At 59.0% G+C, this 19288-nt stretch carries 21 protein-coding genes; 17 read left to right on the forward strand and 4 right to left on the reverse strand.

Going from position 1 to position 19288, the window contains the following annotated elements:
- Nucleotides 1–148: 148 nt before the first annotated feature.
- Nucleotides 149–895 (reverse strand): 2,3-diphosphoglycerate-dependent phosphoglycerate mutase, encoded by a 747-nt coding sequence (gene gpmA / locus KHU33_RS08825; RefSeq protein ID WP_211462476.1) that lies wholly within the window; start codon nucleotides 893–895, stop codon nucleotides 149–151.
- Nucleotides 896–1145: 250 nt separating this feature from the next.
- Between gpmA and KHU33_RS08830 the strand changes: the two genes are divergently transcribed.
- The 17 genes from KHU33_RS08830 to KHU33_RS08910 all read left to right on the forward strand — a co-directional run bounded on the left by KHU33_RS08830 (nucleotide 1146) and on the right by KHU33_RS08910 (nucleotide 15641).
- A complete protein-coding gene (locus KHU33_RS08830; protein WP_211462477.1) occupies nucleotides 1146–1556 on the forward strand; it encodes a rhodanese-like domain-containing protein in 411 nt (136 codons plus the stop codon).
- Between the two features lie 55 nt (nucleotides 1557–1611).
- Complete coding sequence (gene grxC / locus KHU33_RS08835; protein ID WP_211462478.1) at nucleotides 1612–1875, forward strand: glutaredoxin 3; 264 nt, start codon at nucleotides 1612–1614, stop codon at nucleotides 1873–1875.
- Nucleotides 1876–2009: 134 nt separating this feature from the next.
- The gene (gene secB / locus KHU33_RS08840; RefSeq protein WP_211462479.1) at nucleotides 2010–2519 is read left to right on the forward strand and encodes a protein-export chaperone SecB; all 510 of its coding nucleotides are present in this window, start codon (nucleotides 2010–2012) and stop codon (nucleotides 2517–2519) included.
- 199 nt (nucleotides 2520–2718) lie between these two features.
- A complete protein-coding gene (locus tag KHU33_RS08845) occupies nucleotides 2719–3099 on the forward strand; it encodes an SH3 domain-containing protein (protein WP_407928262.1) in 381 nt (126 codons plus the stop codon).
- A gap of 73 nt (nucleotides 3100–3172) precedes the next feature.
- Nucleotides 3173–4189: an NAD(P)H-dependent glycerol-3-phosphate dehydrogenase gene (locus tag KHU33_RS08850; protein WP_211462481.1), complete on the forward strand. Its 1017-nt coding sequence runs from the start codon at nucleotides 3173–3175 to the stop codon at nucleotides 4187–4189.
- A 239-nt stretch (nucleotides 4190–4428) separates the two neighbouring features.
- Nucleotides 4429–4893 carry a type II secretion system major pseudopilin GspG gene (gene gspG, locus KHU33_RS08855; protein ID WP_329956035.1) on the forward strand — a complete coding sequence of 155 codons (465 nt, stop codon included), beginning with the start codon at nucleotides 4429–4431 and terminating at the stop codon, nucleotides 4891–4893.
- Nucleotides 4893–5399 carry a GspH/FimT family pseudopilin gene (locus KHU33_RS08860; protein ID WP_230414141.1) on the forward strand — a complete coding sequence of 169 codons (507 nt, stop codon included), beginning with the start codon at nucleotides 4893–4895 and terminating at the stop codon, nucleotides 5397–5399. Before gspG ends, KHU33_RS08860 begins: the two co-directional genes overlap by 1 nt.
- Complete coding sequence (gspI, locus tag KHU33_RS08865) at nucleotides 5400–5840, forward strand: type II secretion system minor pseudopilin GspI (RefSeq protein ID WP_211462482.1); 441 nt, start codon at nucleotides 5400–5402, stop codon at nucleotides 5838–5840.
- Nucleotides 5830–6483 (forward strand): PulJ/GspJ family protein, encoded by a 654-nt coding sequence (locus tag KHU33_RS08870; RefSeq protein ID WP_211462483.1) that lies wholly within the window; start codon nucleotides 5830–5832, stop codon nucleotides 6481–6483. Before gspI ends, KHU33_RS08870 begins: the two co-directional genes overlap by 11 nt.
- On the forward strand, nucleotides 6480–7457 hold the full coding sequence (gspK, locus tag KHU33_RS08875) for a type II secretion system minor pseudopilin GspK (RefSeq protein WP_211462484.1): 978 nt from the start codon (nucleotides 6480–6482) through the stop codon (nucleotides 7455–7457). Before KHU33_RS08870 ends, gspK begins: the two co-directional genes overlap by 4 nt.
- 14 nt (nucleotides 7458–7471) lie before the next feature.
- Entirely contained in the window at nucleotides 7472–8743 is a 1272-nt protein-coding gene (gene gspL / locus KHU33_RS08880; protein ID WP_329956036.1) for a type II secretion system protein GspL, read from the forward strand.
- Nucleotides 8743–9282: a type II secretion system protein GspM gene (gene gspM / locus KHU33_RS08885; RefSeq protein ID WP_211462485.1), complete on the forward strand. Its 540-nt coding sequence runs from the start codon at nucleotides 8743–8745 to the stop codon at nucleotides 9280–9282. Before gspL ends, gspM begins: the two co-directional genes overlap by 1 nt.
- 45 nt (nucleotides 9283–9327) lie before the next feature.
- Nucleotides 9328–10116, forward strand: a complete 789-nt coding sequence (locus KHU33_RS08890) for a type II secretion system protein N (protein WP_211462486.1) — start codon at nucleotides 9328–9330, stop codon at nucleotides 10114–10116.
- The gene (gene gspD, locus KHU33_RS08895) at nucleotides 10113–12389 is read left to right on the forward strand and encodes a type II secretion system secretin GspD (protein WP_211462487.1); all 2277 of its coding nucleotides are present in this window, start codon (nucleotides 10113–10115) and stop codon (nucleotides 12387–12389) included. Before KHU33_RS08890 ends, gspD begins: the two co-directional genes overlap by 4 nt.
- On the forward strand, nucleotides 12386–13837 hold the full coding sequence (gspE, locus tag KHU33_RS08900) for a type II secretion system ATPase GspE (RefSeq protein ID WP_211462488.1): 1452 nt from the start codon (nucleotides 12386–12388) through the stop codon (nucleotides 13835–13837). Before gspD ends, gspE begins: the two co-directional genes overlap by 4 nt.
- 23 nt (nucleotides 13838–13860) lie before the next feature.
- Nucleotides 13861–15081, forward strand: coding sequence for a type II secretion system inner membrane protein GspF (gspF, locus tag KHU33_RS08905; RefSeq protein WP_211462489.1), 1221 nt, complete (start codon nucleotides 13861–13863; stop codon nucleotides 15079–15081).
- Between the two features lie 8 nt (nucleotides 15082–15089).
- The gene (locus KHU33_RS08910) at nucleotides 15090–15641 is read left to right on the forward strand and encodes a type II secretion system protein N (RefSeq protein ID WP_211462490.1); all 552 of its coding nucleotides are present in this window, start codon (nucleotides 15090–15092) and stop codon (nucleotides 15639–15641) included.
- Between the two features lie 63 nt (nucleotides 15642–15704).
- Here the strand turns inward: KHU33_RS08910 and hslU are convergent, their stop codons facing one another.
- The 3 genes from hslU to KHU33_RS08925 form a co-directional block, all read right to left on the reverse strand.
- Nucleotides 15705–17057 carry an ATP-dependent protease ATPase subunit HslU gene (hslU, locus tag KHU33_RS08915; protein ID WP_211462491.1) on the reverse strand — a complete coding sequence of 451 codons (1353 nt, stop codon included), beginning with the start codon at nucleotides 17055–17057 and terminating at the stop codon, nucleotides 15705–15707.
- Nucleotides 17054–17605, reverse strand: coding sequence for an ATP-dependent protease subunit HslV (gene hslV / locus KHU33_RS08920; RefSeq protein WP_211462492.1), 552 nt, complete (start codon nucleotides 17603–17605; stop codon nucleotides 17054–17056). The genes hslU and hslV overlap by 4 nt, the downstream gene beginning before the upstream one ends.
- Before the next feature lie 233 nt (nucleotides 17606–17838).
- Entirely contained in the window at nucleotides 17839–19218 is a 1380-nt protein-coding gene (locus KHU33_RS08925) for an STAS domain-containing protein (protein ID WP_211462493.1), read from the reverse strand.
- Nucleotides 19219–19288: the final 70 nt, after the last annotated feature.

The following is a 19288-nucleotide window of genomic DNA, read 5'->3' on the forward strand; positions in this document are numbered from 1 at the left end:
CGCTCGGTGATTTTGGCTGCAGCGCCGGCGCTTGAGGGCAGCGCTGCGGCCAGCATGAGCGCCAATAGCCATGCCATGGGCGCCGCTGCGCGGCGGCCAATGGCATGACGGGGTTTGTTGCTGTCGAGGAGCTTGTCCAGCGAGATATTTATTTCGCTTTCCCCTGGCTGGCGACGGCGTTCATCGCCGCTGCGATCGCCTCCTGGTCGCCCAGATAATAGCTCTTGATCGGCTTCAGGTCGGCGTCCAGTTCATAGACCAGCGGCTGGCCGTTGGGGATGTTGAGGCCGACGATATCCTGGTCGCTGATGCCGTCCAGCATCTTGATCAGGGCGCGCAAGCTGTTGCCGTGGGCCGAGATGATGATGCGCTTGCCGCTGCGGATGGCCGGTGCGATGTCATCGTTCCAGAATGGCAATACGCGCGCTACCGTGTCTTTCAGGCATTCGGTCAGCGGGATTTCTTCGCGTTTCAGGCCGGCGTAGCGCGGATCGTTGTAAGAGGTGCGCGGATCGTCTGCATCCAGCGGCATCGGCGGCGTATCGTAGCTGCGGCGCCAGACCATGACCTGCTCGTCGCCGTATTTGGCTGCGGTTTCCGCCTTGTTCAAGCCTTGCAGGGCGCCATAGTGACGTTCGTTCAGGCGCCAGGCATGCCTGACCGGCAGCCACATCAGGTCCATCTCGTCGAGCGTGCCCCACAGGGTGCGGATGGCGCGCTTGAGCACCGAGGTGTAGGCCAGGTCGAAAGTGAAACCGGCTTGTTTCAGCAGCTGCCCAGCCTGTTTGGCTTCGGCCACGCCTTTTTCGGTGAGATCGACATCGACCCAGCCGGTGAAGCGGTTAGCCAGATTCCAGGTGGATTCGCCGTGGCGCATCAATACGATTTTATACATAGTAAATTGCGGGACAGAGTTTAAGAGCCACCGCAGCGTGGCGAATTACTCTGTCCTCAACTGATCAGATAAAAGGTTAAATTACAAAGAAAACATGAGATACAAACTGCGAAACTGCAAAATCCATGCTTGTTGGCCGTGATGCAAGAGCGACAATGCGCCAAACTTTTTCACGGGACCTGACACGAATTGAATGGCGCCTCAGCTTCTATTTTATAATGACGGGATTAACTAATACCATTGGATCACCGTGAAATTCTTGATTGATAACATTTTTCTGTTCGTAGCAGCCGCAGCAGCAATTTTGTCGGGCGGCGCGCTGTTGCTGCCTTTGTTGCAAAAGCGCGGTAACCGGGTCTCGACTTTACAGGCTACCCAGCTGATCAACCAGGGTAAAACACTGGTGCTGGATGTGCGCGACAGCAATGCATTTGCCGCCGCCCACCTGATCGACGCCAAAAATATTCCCTTGAAGGATTTGCCGCAGCGCATGGCCGAACTGGACAAGTTTAAAGCAAAGAACGTGTTGGTGGTTTGCCAGGCTGGCAACCTGTCGGCCAAAGCCGTTGCGCAACTGAGCCAGGCCGGCTTTGCCCAGGCCTATAACCTGGAGGGCGGTATCGCCGCCTGGCAGACTCAGGGTTTGCCTACCGTCAAATAACGCAACCGGAACCGATAACGGTATCCGGCTCAGCTAGCTAGTCCAAGGAACAATAATGACCGCCCATGTAGTAATGTATAGCACCGCTGTATGCCCGTATTGCATCCGCGCCGAGCAATTGCTGAAGGCAAAAGGCGTGGCCACTATCGAAAAGATCCGGATTGATCTCGATCCGGCACAGCGCGACACGATGATGCAGAAGACCGGACGCCGCACGGTGCCGCAAATTTATATCGGCGCGACCCATGTCGGCGGTTTTGACGACTTGCATGCGCTTGATCGCGATGGCAAGCTGGAGCCCCTGCTGCAAAGCGCCTGATTTTCTGCCACGAATTTTTGGCAACTGATTTTCGTCAATTTGCCGGCGATTCAGGTATCGTTGCAGACTGTACTGAGACCCGGCCAGATGGCATCGCTGTCATCCGGCTAATTTAAATTAACTGAAAGAGTGTCATGGCTGAAGAGAACCAACAAGCTGAGCAACCACAACCGGTGTTCCAGATTCAACGCGTCTACCTGAAAGATTTGTCGCTTGAACAACCGAATTCGCCGGCCATTTTCCTTGAACAAGACGCTCCGCAAATCGAAGTTGCGGTAGATGTCGGCGCCGAAGCGCTGGCCGAAGGCATTTTCGAGTCGACTGTCACGGTTACCGTCACCGCCAAGGTGAAAGACAAGGTAGCGTTCCTGGTTGAAGGCAAGCAAGCCGGTATTTTCGAGTTGCGCAACATCCCGACCGAACAGCTGGACCCTTTGCTCGGCATCGGCTGCCCCAACATCGTCTACCCCTATTTGCGCGCCAATCTGGCAGACGCCATCACCCGCGCCGGTTTCCCGCCTATCCACCTGGCCGAAATCAATTTTGAAGTGTTCTATCAGCAACGTCTGCAAGCACTGGCCGAGCAAGCGCAAAAGGGCAGCGGCGACAGCATCGCAGTTGATGGCAGCTCTGCGATCAATTAATTTCGCGCAGCAAGCAGGGGCGGATCAGCGTAGTTTTGTCCTGTCCGGCGCCAGACCGGCGGCGGCAGGCATGAACATGGCGGTCCACCCTGGGAGTTTTACCGCAACTGGAGAGCAATAGATGAATTTTGCACGCGTAGCCGGTGTCACCGCGTTGTTGCTGGCAAGCTTGCTTGGCGTTGCCGGTTCTGCCCATGCGCTGGACTTCAAGGCGGTCGGTGCGGCGCCGGTAGTGCTGTACGACGCGCCATCCGAAAAAGGCCGGCGGGTAGCGGTTGCTCCGCGCGGCATGCCGGTAGAAGTGGTGCTGACTTACGGCGAATGGACCAAGGTGCGCGACGCCAGCGGCGATTTGTCATGGCTGCAGTCCAAGGGGCTGGTCGCCAAGCGCAATCTGCAGGTCAGTGTCGCCAATGCCAAGATCCGGGCTAATCCGGACGATGCTGCAGCTGTCGTGTTTTCTGCCGACAAGGGCGTGTTGCTGGAGTTGCTTGATCCGGTGGCGTCCGGCTGGGTCAAGGTGCGCCATCGCGACGGCCAGACCGGCTATGTGAAGGCAACTGAGGTTTGGGGCGATTGAGCATTGCTTTCGCCGATTTCTTGTTTGACATCTTTGATGCCCGCTCGTGTCCTCTGAACCCACCATCCCATCCATGAATATCACCGTACTGGGCGCCGGCGCATGGGGCACCGCCCTGGCGATCGCATTGGCGCAGCGCCACAATGTGCTGCTGTGGGGGCGTAATCCGGACACCATGGCGGCGACCGCGGCGCAGCGCGAAAACACCGCCTATCTGCCTGGCTTCGCCTTGCCCGACACGCTGACTGTCAGCGCCGATTTTTCTCAGGCGATAGCGCATGTGACCAGTGCTGCGTTGGCGAACCAGAACGAAGCATTGCTGATCGTCGCTTCTTCAGTCGCCGGCTTGCGTGAGCTGGCGCAGCAACTGCTGCTTTTCCCCATCCCCAATATCGTCTGGCTGTGCAAGGGCTTCGAAGAAAGCACGCGCTTGCTGCCGCATCAGATTGTGCGCCAGGTGCTGGGCGATACGATCCCGGCTGCAGCGCTGTCCGGCCCGTCTTTTGCGCAGGAAGTCGCACGCGGCCTGCCTTGCGCCTTGTCGGTCGCCAGCGCTCATGCCGGCTTGTGCGAACAAGTGGTGGCCGCCGTTCATGGCGGCAATATCCGCGTCTATTCGACCGACGACCTGGTCGGCGTCGAAGTCGGCGGTGCGGTAAAGAATATCCTGGCGATCGCCACCGGGGTTGCCGATGGTCTTGGCCTCGGCCTGAATGCGCGAGCGGCCTTGATCACCCGCGGCCTGGCAGAAATTACCCGGCTCGGCGTCGCCCTCGGCGGCCGCAGCGAAACCTTCATGGGCTTATCCGGGGTCGGCGATCTGATCCTGACCTGTACCGGCGATCTGTCGCGCAACCGCCGGGTAGGGCTGGGCCTGGCGCAAGGCAAGCCGCTGGCGTCCATCGTGACCGAACTTGGCCATGTCGCCGAGGGTGTGCGCTGCGCCGCCGCAGTGCGCGCCTTGGCGCAGGAATGCGGAGTCGATATGCCGATCAGCAATGCGGTGGCGGGCGTTTTATTCGATGGCGATTCGCTGCAGGCTGTGATGGAACTGCTGCTGTCGCGCAATCCGCGTGAAGAGGCTGCTTGAGCCGGCGTAGTCCGAGCCTGGTCCAAGTCGAGCCGCGCTTATTTCTGCGTATTGAGCAACGCGATGCAATGTCATCGTGTGCGTTTCAAGTAGTATCATTTCTTTGTGTCAAAGCAGTGACAAGACCAGGATAGATGCACTGCATAGAATTATGTGCATCTCTGATGCTTCTCGGCAACGATTGCGGCATATAATCGCCCATTCCAAACATGTCAGTGGCCTTTTTGATAAGGAAAGAAATGCATAACACAATGTTCCCCGCCGTTCGACGTCGCTCTACGCTGGCCATCCAGCGTGGATTCACGCTGATTGAAATCATGGTGGTGGTGGTGATCATGGGGATTCTGGCGGCATTGGTGGTGCCCAAGCTGATGGGGCGCACCGATGATGCGCGGATTCAGGCGGCGCGCCAGGACATCGGTACCCTGATGCAAGCGCTCAAGCTGTACAAGCTGGATAACCAACGTTATCCGACCACGGAACAAGGTTTGCAAGCGCTGGTCACCAAACCTACCAGCGGTCCAGCGGCCAATGGCTGGAAAAGCGGCGGCTATATCGACAAGCTGCCAAAAGATCCCTGGGGCAATCCCTATCAATTCCTGTCGCCCGGCATCAAGGGCGAGGTGGACGTATTTTCGTACGGCGCCGACGGTCAGCCGGGCGGCGAAGGTAATGACGCCGATATCGGCTCGTGGGATCTGTAATGTCCATGATGGCGCATCGCAGTCTGCGCCAGACCAATCCCGTTGCGCGCAATGGCTTCACCTTGCTGGAGCTGCTGGTAGTGGTGGTAATTGCCGGCATCACGCTGGGCGTTGTCTCGCTTAACGCTTTCCGCAGCGACCAACAGGTATTGCAGAACGACGCACAACGGATCGCCTTGTTGCTGCAATTGACGCGCGAAGAAGCCATCTTGCGTAATCGCCCCACCGCTTTCGAAGCCGACGCCAATAGCTACCGTTTTCTGGTGCGTGAAGAAAACGGCTGGCAGGCATTGACCCAGGATGACATGCTGCGCCAGCGCGATTTCAAGCGGACACCCGTGCAGCTGTCCATGAATCCGCCGCCGACCGAAGCCGCGGCGCCGAATACGCTGCGGATTACATTCGGCCGCGAGCCGGTCGACAAGCCGTTTGCGCTGACCATGGCCAGCGGCGACAGCAGCGTCGTGATCCGGGCCGACGGCGTCGGCCATTTTTCGGTCGAATAAATGTCTATCCTGCGTGCGCTTCTTCATCGCCCTGATTGCCGTCCTCATTGTCGTCTTCATCGTCGTCTTCATCGTCGTCATTACGCTGGTTTTACCCTGCTGGAAGTGCTGGTGGCCTTGGTCATCGTCGGCACTGCGCTGGGCGCCAGCTTGCGCGCGGTCGGCAGCCTGACGCAAAACAGCAGCGGCTTGCGCGCCGCCATGATGGCCACCTGGTCAGCGGAAAACCGGCTGACGCAAATCCGTCTCGGCCATGAATGGCCGGCCATCGGCAGCCGTTCCTTCGCATGCCCGCAAGGCGACTTGCCCTTGCATTGCGAAGAAAAGGTAGCCGGCACGCCGAACCCGTATTTCAGACGGGTTGAGGTAGCCGTGTTCGCCAGCGCTAATTCGGAACGGCGCATCGTCAATTTGTCGCAGGTGGTGCCGAATGCACGTTAGCCGCATCTCGAACAGCGCTTCATCCGGTTTTACGCTGGTGGAAATGATTATTGCGATCACCATACTGGCGATGGTGGCGATACTCGGCTGGCGCGGGCTGGACGGAATTGTGCGCTCGCGGGTTGCGCTGACCACCGAAATGGAACAAACGCGCGGCATGCAACTGACGTTTGCGCAACTGCAAAGCGATTGCGCGCAAATCGCTCCGGTCAGCCTGATGTCGGCGCGGCCCACCTTGCTGGCGGCGCCGGGCCGTCTGCTGATGGTGCGGCTGGTGTTTGCCGACCAGCAGCCGACCCGCGTCCAGATCGTCGATTACCGCTTGCGCGACGGCCAGCTGACGCGCCTGGAGTCGGCGCCGACCCGCGACCTGAATCTTCTCGACACCATGTGGCAGAGCGCTCTCAACGACGCTGGCGACCGCAGCCAGGCCGTGCTGTTGCAATCCGATATCGCCAGCATGCAGATGCAGTTGTGGGGCAGCGATGGCCAGGGCTGGCGGCCGCCGGCCGCGGCCAATACCGGCAGCCAGGATGCGAATGTCAACCTCAATGCCAATCACTGGACCGGCTTGCAAATCGCCTTGCAACTGCGCGGCCACGACAGCACCATGGCCAAGACTTTCCTGCTGGGGGCGTCATGAGCAAACCGTTACGGGCTCACGCTGCACAACGCGGCGTCGCGGTGGTGACCGCCTTGCTGTTGACCACCCTGGCGGTGACCATCGTCGCCAGCTTGTTCTGGCAGCAGCAAGTGCAGGTCCGTTCGATCGAGAACCAGCGCCTGCAACTGCAGAAAGACTGGATCATGCGCGGCGCATTGGATTGGGCCAGCATGATTTTGCGGGCAAGCGGCCGGCAATTCGACTACGATCATCTGGGGCAGCCGTGGGCCGCGCCCCTGGCCGACACCCGCCTGGATCAATATGTGGAAGACGGGCAGCCGGCCGACGACGCTGGCGACGCCATACTGTCCGGCAGCATTGTCGACGCGCAGTCGCGCTACAACCTGAATAACCTGAGCCAGAATGGCCTCCCGGTTCCGGCCGAGGTGGCAGCGTTTAAACGCCTGCTGGGTTTTTTGCGCCTGCCTGCCAGCCTGGCTAATCCGACCGCGCAAGCTATCGCCAACAGCCAGCCCGTCACTACGCCTGCGGGCCAGCAGAGCGCTGCCAAGTCAGACAGCGGCACGTTGCCTATGCTGCAGGTCAACGATCTGTTGTCGGTGCCCGGTTATACGCCGGCCATGGTGCGGCAATTGCAAGATTTTGTAGTGGTGTTGCCTTTGGCCGGCGCCGCTACCCCGATCAATGCGAATACCGCGCCGGCGGAGGTGCTGGCCGCCCGCTTCGCAGATTTATCGTTGTCGGAAGCTAATACATTGGTAGCCGCGCGTCGCACAGCGCCATTCCGGAGTACGACCGAATTGTTTGCACAAATGACAAATTTATTCGGAAAAACATTTTCAGCCGCCAAGAATGTAGCGACCGACAGTAATTTTTTTTTGGTGTACGGCAAGATTCGCATGGGGCGCGCCGCCCTCAATACCGTATCCTTGATACAGCGCCCTGCCGGTAATCGGACCAAGAGCGATATCGTGTGGATCAGAGAACAATAAATGGAAGATTCGTTGTGAGTACCTTATATATCCGCTTGCCCGCCAGGGCCACGCTCGACAGCGCGGCAGCGGTGGCCATGCCCGATTGCTTCTATGCGCTGGTGGCCGATAGCGGCCGCATCGAACGCCAGGGCGCTGAACAGCTGTCCGGCCTGGGCGAAACTATCGCCGCCGCCGCGCGCGTAGTGCTGATATTGGCCGCCGCCGACGTCAACTTGCTGCAATTGCAGGTGCCGCCGCTATCCGACGCCAAATTGAAAATGGCGTTGCCGAATCTGGTGGAAGAGCAATTGCTGGTCGATCCTTTCGACTGCGTGATCGTTACCGGCCGCAAGCGCAATAGTGCGGCAGACAAGCTACGCCTGATCGCCGTGGTGCAAAGAGACTGGCTGGAGTTGCTGGTCAAAACCTTGCTGGCGCTCGGCGCCCACAATCTGCAAGCCTGGCCGGCCCAGCTTTGCCTGCCTCTGCAAGATCCTGACACGGCAGTCGCCGCCATCACCGATCACGGCGGCGATATCGATGTCGCATTACGCATGTCCGCAGAGCAGGGCATAGGCTGGTCCTTGTCGCCGGCCTCGGGGCAGTCGGTCGCACAGGAAGTGCTGGACGGCATGACGGCCATTTTGCCGCAGCGGCCGATTACCTTGTATGTACCGCAATCCAGCCTGGCGCTGTATCAGGAACTGGAGCAAGGGCAAGTCACGGTGCTGGCCGACGAATGGTCGCACTGGATAAGCGGTGCACAGGAACTGGCGCGCAGCGGCGTGGATTTGATGAGCGGCTTGACGGCAAGCGCGGCCGGCACCGAATTCAGCTGGCGCCGCTGGCGTTGGCCGCTAGGCTTGGCGGCAGCCTTGCTGCTGGTGAATATCGTCAGCCTGAATTACGACTGGCTGCGCATGCGGCGTGAAGCCGCCAGCCTGCGTACCGGCATGATGCAGAACTATCGCGCGGCTTTTCCGAAAGAAACCGTGATCGTCGATCCGGTCGCCCAAGCCAAACAGAAAATCGCTACCGCGCAACGCGATGGCGGCCAGCTTGCGGCAGACGATTTTCTGACGCTGGCAGCCGTGTTCGGCGCGGTCTGGGCCGGCTCGCCGCAGAGCGCGGACAGCACGGCCATCAGCAGCCTGGAATATCGCGACCACCATTTGCTGGTGCGTTTGAAAAATGCGGCAGATGCGGATGCCGCAGAAGCGCAAATCAAGGGCGCTCTGGAGAGCAGTCGATTAACCTTGAGCAAGCCGGCTACCGGCGTATGGCAGATCGGGAGCCGCAAGTAATGTCTACACGCAATCCGCTCCAGCAAACCTGGGAAAAAATCGCTACTCCCGCCAGCCAATACTGGGCGCAGAGAAACCAGCGCGAACGACGCTTGCTGGCTGCCGCTGCGGCACTGATGCTGATCGCGGTGATTTATCTGCTGTTGCTGAATCCGGCGCTGAGCGGGCGCGCCCGCCTGCAAAAAAACTTGCCGGCGCTACGCCAGCAAGCCGCCGAATTGCAATCGTTGACAGCCAAGGCCGCGTCTCTGTCGAACCAGTCAGCTGAGCGGCCCGCCGCGCCGCTGAGCAAAGAGGCAGTTGAGACCGCATTGAAAAGCAAGGGCTTGAATCCGCAAAGCGTGGTGCTCAGCGGCGACATGGCCAAGGTGCAGTTATCGGCGGTGGCGTTTGCCGGCTTGCTCGACTGGCTCGACGACGCACAGAAAAACGCGCATTGGCAAGTGGTGGACGCCAATGTCAGTGCGCCGGGCGGGGCGAATGCGCAGCCGGGCATCGTCAACGCCACGGTCACCTTGTGGCAGCAAAAGCATGAGTAATGATCGTGTGTGCCGGGTACTCTCGGCTCAGTTGCAGGAAGTTTGATGCGCGGCCCGGGCAGAGTATTGATGTGGTCGGCAGCGGCGCTCCTGAGTGCGCTGATCACGGTGTCGGCTTTTTTGCCGGCGGCCTGGCTGGCGCCGCTGCTGGAAAGCCGCACCGGCGGCCGACTCACGCTGGGCGATGCGCAAGGTTCCTTGTGGCATGGTTCGGCCTTTATCGGCGCCGCGCCGAGCGGCAAGGATGCGGTCACGGCGCTATTGCCGGGGCGTTTTGTGTGGCGCCTGTCGCCGCTGGTTGTGCTGGGGCGGGTCGAGGCGACGTTGGAGAATGCGCAAGTGCTGTCGAGCGCGGTCAGCATTCGCGGCAGCTGGAGCGCATGGTCCATCAGCCCGGCCAGCATGGTTTTGCCGGCCGAGCGTTTGGCGGCGCTGGGTGCGCCCTTGAACACTTTGCAGCCGTCGGGCAAGATGCAGCTGGGCTGGCAACCGCTGACGCTGGCGCGCAGCAGCGCCGGCGGCCTCGATATCAACGGTGTCATGACACTGGATATGCTGGCAATGGCGTCGCGCTTGTCGCCGGTCAAGCCGCTGGGCAGTTATCGTTTGCGGTTTGATTGGCGGGGGCGGCAGGCCGGCCTGACGCTGATGACATTAGGCGGAGCGATGCTGTTGAACGGCAGCGGCAAATTGCAAGACGGTCATTTACAGTTTTCGGGGACCGCGGAAGCGGCGGCAGGACAAGAGGAAAAGTTGGCGACTTTGCTGAGTCTGCTAGGTCAGCGGCGCCAGATGAATGGCAGAAATGTTATCGGACTAGAGTTCAAATCATGAAAGATAAAATGTATTTCGCACCACTTTCAAACACAAGCAACTGGCGCAGCGCCGCTGCCATCGTCCTGCTGACCTGCGTCACTGCCGCTGCGGCGCAGCCGGTGCTGGGAAACTCGGCAAGCAATGCCACTGACGGCGTGAGCGGCCAGGCCGTGATGAATTTTGTCGGCGCCGACATCGAATCGGTGATCAAGGCAGTCGGCCAGTACACCAATACCACTTTCATCGTCGATCCGCGCGTCAAGGGCAGCATCAACCTGGTGTCGGAAAAGCCGTTGAGCAAGACCCAGGCTTTCGATTTGCTGGCCTCGACCCTGCGCTTGCAAGGTTATGCAGTGGTGCGCGGCGACGGTTTTGTCAAAGTAGTGCCGGAAGCGGACGCCAAGTTGCAGGTGGCGCCAACGCGGCCGGCCAGCGTCAGGGGCGATCAGATTGCCACCCAGATTTTTTCGCTGAACTATGAATCGGCAACCAATATCCTGCCGGTATTGCGGCCGCTGATCTCACCCAACAACACCATCAACGCCAACCCAGGCAACAACACGCTGGTGGTGACCGATTACGCGGAAAACCTGCAGCGTCTGGGGAAAATGATCGCCGCCCTCGATGTGCCGGCAGTCAACGATCTGGATGTGATCCCGGTACGTTATGCGGTGGCCAGCGATATTGCCGTGATGGCGAGCAAGCTACTGGATTCCGGTTCTGCCGCGCCTGGCGCCGGCGACAGTTCCCGCACCATGATCATGGCCGATTCCAGAACAAATTCGGTGGTGATCCGGGCGCCGTCCGCGGGCCGCGCAAACCTGGCCAAATCGCTGATCGCCAAACTCGACCAGCCGACTGCCAACGCCGGCAACGTGCATGTGGTTTATCTGAAAAACGCCGATGCCGGCAAACTGGCTAGAACCTTGCGCGCGATTGTTTCGCAGGATCCTTCGGCGTCGGTCAGCAGTCAATCCAGCAAGAGTTCCAGCGGCGGTTCCGGCAGCATGTTGCAAGGTTCGAGTACCGGCAGCGCGCTGAATTCCGGCAATTCCACATCGCCGTCGTCGCCATCGTCCTCCTCCGATGCATCGTCCCAATCTTCCGGCGGCAGCGGCAGCAGCGCTGCCGGCTTTATCCAGGCGGATGAATCCACCAATACCCTGATCATTACCGCCAGTGAGCCGATCTATCGCAATATCCGCGGCGTGATTGACCAGCTCGATACCCGCCGCGCCCAGGTTTATGTGGAGGCCTTGATTGTCGAGGTCACGGATACTGCGGCGAGCGAGATCGGCGTGCAATGGCTGGCGTTGAGCGGCGACAAGAATAGTGCTTACCGCGTAGGCGGCGGTACCGGATTCACCGGCACCAACTCCGGTCTCGGGACCACCAATCTGTTCAACGCGGCAATTGGCCAGGCTGAGAATAGCACCACCGTACCTACGGTCGGAAGCGGCTTGCAGCTTGGCGTATTCCGCCAGATTGCCGGAAAAATCGGTTTAGGCGCTTTAGCCAGCGCCTTGAATTCCACTACCGGCAGTAACGTGCTGTCGATGCCGAATTTGCTGACGCTGGATAATGAAGAGGCCAAGATTATCGTTGGTCAGAACGTGCCTTTTGTCACGGGCTCAACCTTGACCACCGGCGCCGGCACCAGCAGTCCATTCACCACCATCGATCGCAAGGACGTTGGTACTGCACTGAAGATAAAGCCGCATATTTCAGAAGGCGGCACGGTGCGCCTGGAAATTTCGCAAGAAGTCTCGGCGGTGATTGCGAACACGGCAAATGCTGCCAACGGGCCGACCACCACCAAGCGATCTTTGGATACGAATGTCGTGATCGATGATGGCGAGATCATTGCGTTGGGCGGCTTGATTGGCGATAACAACCAGAACGGCGTGCAAAAAGTACCGCTGCTGGGCGATTTGCCGTTTATTGGTAATTTCTTCAAGTACCAGTCCGGTTCACGCGAGAAAACCAATCTGATGATATTTTTGCGCCCGGTTATTGTGCGCGACAAAGACACCAGCAATCTGTTAGCCGTAGATCGCTACGACTACATGCGCAAACAACAGATCAAGGTACAGCCGGGCAAGAGCCTCCTGACCGATTTCGGCTCGTCGGTGACCTCCAGGCTGGAAGACGGCGGCCCGTTCATCGATCTGCGCAAGCAGCAGGATATGCCCGACGGACAACATCAGCCTACGCCCGAGCAGCCTCAACTGCAGATGCCGAAACCGGCGACTGCACCCGCACCGGGCCTCTTGAATGACAGAACGCCATGAACGATCCCAGAATGACCGACACGCGTCTGCTGCCCTACGCTTTTGCCCGCAATTTCTCCTTGCTGGCGCAGCGTACGGAGGACGCTAACGGCGCTGACAATGCGGTGGAGCTGTGGATTTCCGACGCCACCCAGCCCAGCGCCATCGCCGAAGCCAGCCGCCGCTTTGGCCGCGTCAAATTCCGCAAGCTGTCGCGGGATGAACTGGACGAAGCGATCGCCAAGGCCTATGCCGGCGCCGGCGGCGATGCCGCGCAAGTGGTGGATGAGTTTGAATCCGATCTCGATCTCGCCAAGCTGATGCAAGACATGCCGGCGATCGAGGATTTGCTGGAATCGTCCGACGATGCGCCGGTGATCCGCATGATCAATGTTTTGCTGACCCAGGCTTTGCGGGAAGGTGCATCGGATATCCATATCGAACCGTTCGAGCAGATTTCGGTAGTGCGTTTCCGCATCGACGGCAGTTTGCGCGATGTGGTGCGGCCCAAGAAAGCGGTCCATGCTTCGCTGATTTCCCGTATCAAGATCATGGCGCAACTGGATATCGCCGAAAAACGCCTGCCGCAGGATGGCCGCATCACTTTGCGTGTCGGCGGCAAGCCGGTGGACGTGCGGGTGTCGACCTTGCCTACCGGGCACGGCGAACGTGCGGTGCTGCGTTTGCTGGACAAGGAAGCCGGCCGGCTCGACCTGCAACATCTCGGCATGAGCCCGGCGGTGCTGCCGCAATTCGATCGCCTGATCGCACAACCGCACGGCATCGTGCTGGTCACCGGGCCGACCGGTTCCGGCAAGACCACCACGCTGTACGCCGCGCTGTCGCGCCTGAATACCAGCAGCACCAATATCCTGACGGTGGAAGATCCGATCGAGTACGAACTGGCCGGCGTCGGCCAGACCCAGGTCAATGCGCGCATCGAGATGACCTTCGCCAAAGCCTTGCGGGCGATTTTGCGGCAGGATCCGGACGTCATCATGATCGGTGAAATCCGCGATCTGGAAACCGCACAGATTGCGGTGCAGGCTTCGCTGACCGGCCATCTGGTGCTGGCAACCTTGCACACCAACGACTCCGCCGCAGCGGTGACGCGTTTGCTGGATATGGGGATCGAACCGTTCCTGTTGTCGTCTTCATTGCTGGGGGTGGTGGCGCAGCGCCTGGTCCGGAAACTATGCACTCATTGCCGCCGTCACGACGGTCAGCTATGGCATGCGGTAGGTTGCGAGCAATGCGGCCACACCGGCTATCACGGCCGGGTCGGCGTCTATGAATTGTTGCTGACCACCGACGAGATTACGGCGCAGATCCACAACCGGGCGTCGGAAGCGGAGATACAGCAAGTGGCGTTACGCAATGGCATGCAGACCATGCGCCAGGATGGCGAACGCTGGCTGACCGAGGGCGTCACGACTCAGGCCGAGCTGTTGCGTGTCACTAAAGAGTAACTGAGGAATAAGCGAGGAGCAGAGTGCCAGCATTTCGTTACGAAGCGGTAGATACCGCCGGCAGCACCACCAAGGGCGTGGTGAATGCGGATAGCGCCAAGATGGCGCGCGCCGATCTGCGCGCTCAAGGTTTGCTGCCGTTGACGGTGGAGGCGATTGCGCAGCAGGTGGATGCTGCCGGCAATCTGAAACGGCGCGGTTTTGGCGAGCATCTGTCGACCGTGGAGATCGCGTTGTTTACGCGCCAGCTGGCCAGTCTGCTGGAAGCCAGCCTGCCGTTGGAGCAGGCCTTGACGGCATTGCTGGAACAATCCGAGCGCAGCTATCAGCGCGATCTGATCGCATCGATCCGCTCCGACGTCATGGGCGGCGCCGCCTTATCTACCGCACTAGCCGGGCACCCACGCGATTTCGCCGAAATCTACCGGGCGCTGGTAGCTTCTGGCGAGCAGATCGGTCAGTTATCACGCGTGTTGTCGCGGCTGGCCGATTACATCGAACGGCGCAATGCACTGGTGCAGAAAGTCAAGCTGGCGTTCACTTATCCGGCGATCGTGACGGTGGTGGCTTTTGTGATCGTGATTTTCCTGCTGACCTACGTGGTGCCGCAGATCGTTTCGGTGTTCGCCAACACCAAGCAGAAATTGCCGATGCTGACGGTAATGATGCTGGCGACTTCCGACTTTGTCCGCAACTACGGCTGGATGGTTTTGATCGTGGTGATCGCACTGTTCTATAGCTGGCGCACGGCGCTGAAAAATCCTGCCACCAAGATGCGCTGGCATACCTGGCTGCTGAGCGCGCCGCTGTATGGGAAATTCGAGCGCAGCTTGAATACCGCCCGTTTCGCCAGCACGCTGGCGATTACCACCGGCTCCGGCGTACCGATTTTGAAAGCGCTGCAAACCAGCCGCGATACGCTGTCCAACGTCGCCATGCGGCAGCAGGTCGATACTGCCGCCACCAGCGTGCGCGAGGGGGTCGGCCTGGCGCGCGCGCTGGCGGCGCACAAGCATTTTCCGCCGATGCTGATTCACATGATACGGGCCGGTGAAGTGACCGGGGAATTGCCTGCCATGCTGGAGCGCGCCGCCAGCGCCCAGGAGCAGGATCTGGAGCGGCGCGCCATGACCATCGCCGGCTTGCTGGAACCGGCCTTGATTCTGGCGATGGGGGTGGTGGTATTGCTGATCGTGCTGGCAGTGCTGATGCCGATTATTGAAATCAACCAGTTGGTACGCTAGGACAAAACGTGAATCTACAAATAAGCAAAAAACTGGGGCGGAAAAGCAAACGGCTGCCGGAGTTTCTCAGCCTGCTGCTATTCATGCTGCTCTGTGCTTGCACCGCATACTGGGTCATGCAGCTGATCAAACCGCCGTTGCGTGCGGTGACCGCGCCGCCGCAAGAGGAGCAGGCGCAGATCGATGTCTCTCTGGCCGCAGGTTTGTTCGGTGGCCGCGGCACGGTGACGGTTGCCAGCAACTACCAGTTATTGGGCGTGGTAGCGGCAAAGAAAGAGGGTGAGAGCGTGGCGATCCTGAGCGCAGACGGCAAGCCGGCGCAGGCGGTGCGGCAGGGTAAGGAATTGCTGCCCGGGACCAGCGTCAAGGAAGTGCATGCCACTTATGTCTTGTTGTCTGAAGGCGGCGTTTTGAAGCGTGTGATGCTGCCGGAGGATGCGCGCTCCAAATCGGGATTGGGCGGAACCTCGCCGATACTCGCTCCAGCGCAGATGGCGCCAGCTTCTCCTAATCAGGATTTGCCGCCCGAACAGCCACCGGTCCAAGTACAGGATAAATAAGCGGAAAATCTGAAGCGCCGGCTCAAGAGCCTATATTTGCAATAGACTCCTGGCCGGTTTTTCTTACAGTACGTAACGCGATAAATCCTCGTTGACGACCAAGGCTCCCAGCCGCTGATCGACATAAGCAGCATCGATCACCATGGTTTTCTCGGTAGCGTTAGTCGCCGAAAACGAAATTTCTTCCAGCAGCTTTTCCATCACCGTGTACAGCCGGCGGGCGCCGATGTTTTCGGTTTTCTCATTGACTGAAAAAGCGATTTCCGCGAGCCGCTGCACGCCTTCCTTGGCAAACTCCAGCGTTACCCCTTCGGTTGCCAGCAGCGCTTCGTATTGCTTGGTTAGGCAGGCGTCGGTGCCGGTCATGATTCTTTCGAAATCGCTGATCGACAGCGAGTCGAGCTCGACCCGGATGGGAAAACGGCCTTGCAGCTCCGGGATCAGATCCGACGGTTTGGCCAGATGGAAAGCGCCGGAGGCGATAAACAGGATGTGATCGGTCTTGATCATGCCGTATTTGGTGTTGACGGTGGTGCCTTCCACCAGCGGCAGTAAATCGCGTTGCACCCCGGCGCGCGAAACGTCGGCGCCGCCGTTTTGCGAACGGGTGGCGATCTTGTCGATTTCATCGAGAAACACAATACCGTTTTGCTCAACGTTGGTGATGGCTTTTTGCTTCAGCTCATCTTCGTTGACCAGTTTGGCGGCTTCTTCTTCGATCAGGATCTTCATCGCATCCTTGATCTTGATCTTGCGATTTTTCTTGCGATTGCTGCCGATCCCGGAAAACATGGATTTGATCTGCTCGGTCATTTCTTCCATGCCGGGCGGAGCCATGATCTCCATTTGCGATGACGCTTCCGACAATTCGATCTCGATTTCCTTATCGTCGAGTGCGCCTTCACGCAGCCGCTTGCGGAACGTCTGGCGGGTGTTGCTGCCTTTGTCGCCGCCACTTTCGCCCTCACCGGGGTTTGGCTCAGGATGAAAGCCGAAATCGCGCGCCGGCGGCACCAGGATATCAATCACCCGGTCTTCGGCGGCATCCTCGGCGCGGGTCCGCACTTTGCGCATTTCCGCTTCACGGGTTTGCTTGATGCCGATATCGATCAGGTCGCGGATGATGGTATCGACGTCGCGCCCGACGTAACCGACTTCGGTGAACTTGGTAGCTTCGATCTTGATGAAGGGGGCGTCGGCCAGCTTGGCCAGGCGCCGTGCAATTTCAGTCTTGCCGACGCCGGTAGGTCCGATCATCAGAATATTCTTGGGCGTGATTTCATGGCGCAGCGGTTCGGCCACCTGCTGCCGGCGCCAGCGGTTGCGCAAGGCAATCGCCACCGCGCGCTTGGCGCGGTCCTGGCCGACGACATGTTTATCCAGTTCTGAAACAATTTCTTGGGGAGTCATGTTCATGATGTTGGGTCTTGGTCGAGAGTTTCGATAATGTGCGACTGATTGGTGTAGATGCAGAGATCACCTGCAATCACCAGCGACTTCTTGACGATATCGGCTGGCGACAATTCTGTATTTTCCTGCAGCGCCTTGGCGGCCGACTGGGCGAAGGTGCCGCCCGAGCCGATCGCGCCAATGCCGTCGGTAGGCTCCAGCACATCGCCGTTGCCGGTGATTACCAGGGTGGTTTCGCGGTCGGCGGTCAACAGCATGGCTTCCAGCCGGCGCAGCATGCGATCGGTGCGCCATTCCTTGGCGAGGTCGACCGAGGCCCGCATCAGATTGCCCTGATGCTTTTCCAGTTTTGCTTCGAACAGATCGAGCAAGGTGAAAGCGTCGGCAGTGCCGCCAGCAAAACCGACCAGCACTTTGCCTTGGTATAACTTGCGGACTTTGCGGGCAGTGCCCTTCATGACGACATTGCCGAGTGTTACCTGGCCATCGCCGCCGAGCGCGACGCTGTTGCCGCGCCGCACTGAAAGAATGGTGGTGCCGTGAAATTGTTCCATTTTGCTAGCCTCAGAAAATGCGGCCCGGATTGCATAGCGGGGCCGCTCATGCAGGGCACAGGCGCCCATGTTGCATGATGTGATTCGCTATCGAATGATAAATCGATACTGTTCCGAAAAAATGGGGACGGCCGGCTTGATTACAAGCGCTGATTTATGTGGATTTGGCGTTGTTATTTTACTACTGCAGAGATTTGATTTTGTTGAAGCTTTAATTTCTTAATTCTTATTCTTCAATTCTTGCGCGGCACTACGCGCACGATTTCCTGTATGCCTATCACCTTGAACAAGGCTGTCACCAGATGGTTGACGTTGTGAAATTCAATCGCATTGCCGCTGGCGGCAAGCAGCGACAGACCGTTCAGCAGTTCGCCGGCGGCGCTGAAATCGACCCTGACCAAACGCGAGCAATCGATGATCGCGGGGCTGTGGACAAGCGCATGGGTTTGGATTTTGGTCAGCAACTCTTCGGTTCGCCCTTCGATCAGTGTCGGCATCAGCAAACTGGTGCTGCCGATATTGGCGCTCTGGCTGTCGTCCTCGGCAGCCGTGATGATCTTTGCGTGCGGCGCTACAAACGGCGGTGGCGAAACTTCAAAAGTGATCGAATAATCTATGCTGGCGTCTTCGTAGGCTTGTTCGAGATTGAGCAGATGCAGGATTTCCAGCAGCAGCAGCCATGGCGCAGCGGTTTCGTCGCGCCGCCCGACCTGCAGGATCTGGCGGATCTTGTCGGCCAGTTCGTCGGCGTCGACCAGTGTCAAGTCCAGCCCTGATTTTTGCAGTTTTTTCAACATGCGCAGCAACAGGCCGCAGCCGATCGGATCTACCGAGCTGACCCGGGTAAACTCCAGGCGCATCGCCGGATGGATGGCGCTCAGTTTTTGCGCGCGTTCCAGCTGTTTGCCGATGTTGGCGTCGAGTTTGCCGGAGAATGCCACCGCTGGCGTAGCGCCTATTTTTTCCTGGCTTTTTGCCTGCGGATCGAGCGTCATGATATCGATCCAGGTCGGCGGCGAAGTTTCAAATTTGTTGGCAAAGTCGACCGACAGATTGTCGAACTCCTGTTGCTTGCCGGTGATTTGATACAGATCCAGCAGCATTGACCAGACGACGTGGGTGGATGAACCGAGATTGTTTTCGGTAATCGCATGCAACAGCAGTTGCTCGGCGATGTCGCTCTGATTGCTGGCAAATAATACCGCCGCTTCTTCAATCACTTCCGGCGTGTCGGACACCGCCACTTCGATGCTGCCGCTGCGCGATTGATCGTCCAGATATTCTGTGGCCCGGCTCATCACCGGCAACGTCAGCTGGGTGGTGAGTGGGCCCAGGGTAGTCGTGATCGGCGCGCTGTCGGCGTCGGCCGACGCTTTGGGGGAGGGCGGCAGATGGACGAATTCGGACGACATCTCCGATTCGATCGCATCGATCTTCATGGTCGTTGTGCTGCGTGCAGCACCATCGCGCTGCGTGGTCGAGTTGGCGTGTCGCTCAGGACTTTCACCAAACAGAACCGGCGCTTGATTGTCTGCTGCGGCTGGTACCTTGTCATCCGCCGGCGGTGTGCCGCTTGGACGATTATTTTTGCCGAAGAGCGAGAAAATCCCCACTTGTTAATCCCGAAAGTAAGTTGCTGTTAAAGCTGTATGAATAGCTGCGACATTTATTGAAAATCGCGTT

The sequence above is a fragment of the Collimonas silvisoli genome, assembly GCF_018305005.1.
In the GTDB taxonomy this organism is placed as follows: Bacteria; Pseudomonadota; Gammaproteobacteria; order Burkholderiales; family Burkholderiaceae_D; genus Collimonas; species Collimonas silvisoli.

Excerpts from the sequence above, each read along its gene's own strand:
- gpmA (WP_211462476.1), bottom strand. The coding sequence starts at position 895 with ATGTATAAAATCGTATTGATGCGCCACGGCGAATCCACCTGGAATCTG.
- grxC (WP_211462478.1), top strand. The coding sequence starts at position 1,612 with ATGACCGCCCATGTAGTAATGTATAGCACCGCTGTATGCCCGTATTGC.
- secB (WP_211462479.1), top strand. The coding sequence starts at position 2,010 with ATGGCTGAAGAGAACCAACAAGCTGAGCAACCACAACCGGTGTTCCAG.
- KHU33_RS08850 (WP_211462481.1), top strand. The coding sequence starts at position 3,173 with ATGAATATCACCGTACTGGGCGCCGGCGCATGGGGCACCGCCCTGGCG.
- gspG (WP_329956035.1), top strand. The coding sequence starts at position 4,429 with ATGCATAACACAATGTTCCCCGCCGTTCGACGTCGCTCTACGCTGGCC.
- KHU33_RS08860 (WP_230414141.1), top strand. The coding sequence starts at position 4,893 with ATGTCCATGATGGCGCATCGCAGTCTGCGCCAGACCAATCCCGTTGCG.
- gspI (WP_211462482.1), top strand. The coding sequence starts at position 5,400 with ATGTCTATCCTGCGTGCGCTTCTTCATCGCCCTGATTGCCGTCCTCAT.
- KHU33_RS08870 (WP_211462483.1), top strand. The coding sequence starts at position 5,830 with ATGCACGTTAGCCGCATCTCGAACAGCGCTTCATCCGGTTTTACGCTG.
- gspK (WP_211462484.1), top strand. The coding sequence starts at position 6,480 with ATGAGCAAACCGTTACGGGCTCACGCTGCACAACGCGGCGTCGCGGTG.
- gspM (WP_211462485.1), top strand. The coding sequence starts at position 8,743 with ATGTCTACACGCAATCCGCTCCAGCAAACCTGGGAAAAAATCGCTACT.
- KHU33_RS08890 (WP_211462486.1), top strand. The coding sequence starts at position 9,328 with ATGCGCGGCCCGGGCAGAGTATTGATGTGGTCGGCAGCGGCGCTCCTG.
- gspD (WP_211462487.1), top strand. The coding sequence starts at position 10,113 with ATGAAAGATAAAATGTATTTCGCACCACTTTCAAACACAAGCAACTGG.
- gspE (WP_211462488.1), top strand. The coding sequence starts at position 12,386 with ATGAACGATCCCAGAATGACCGACACGCGTCTGCTGCCCTACGCTTTT.
- hslU (WP_211462491.1), bottom strand. The coding sequence starts at position 17,057 with ATGAACATGACTCCCCAAGAAATTGTTTCAGAACTGGATAAACATGTC.
- hslV (WP_211462492.1), bottom strand. The coding sequence starts at position 17,605 with ATGGAACAATTTCACGGCACCACCATTCTTTCAGTGCGGCGCGGCAAC.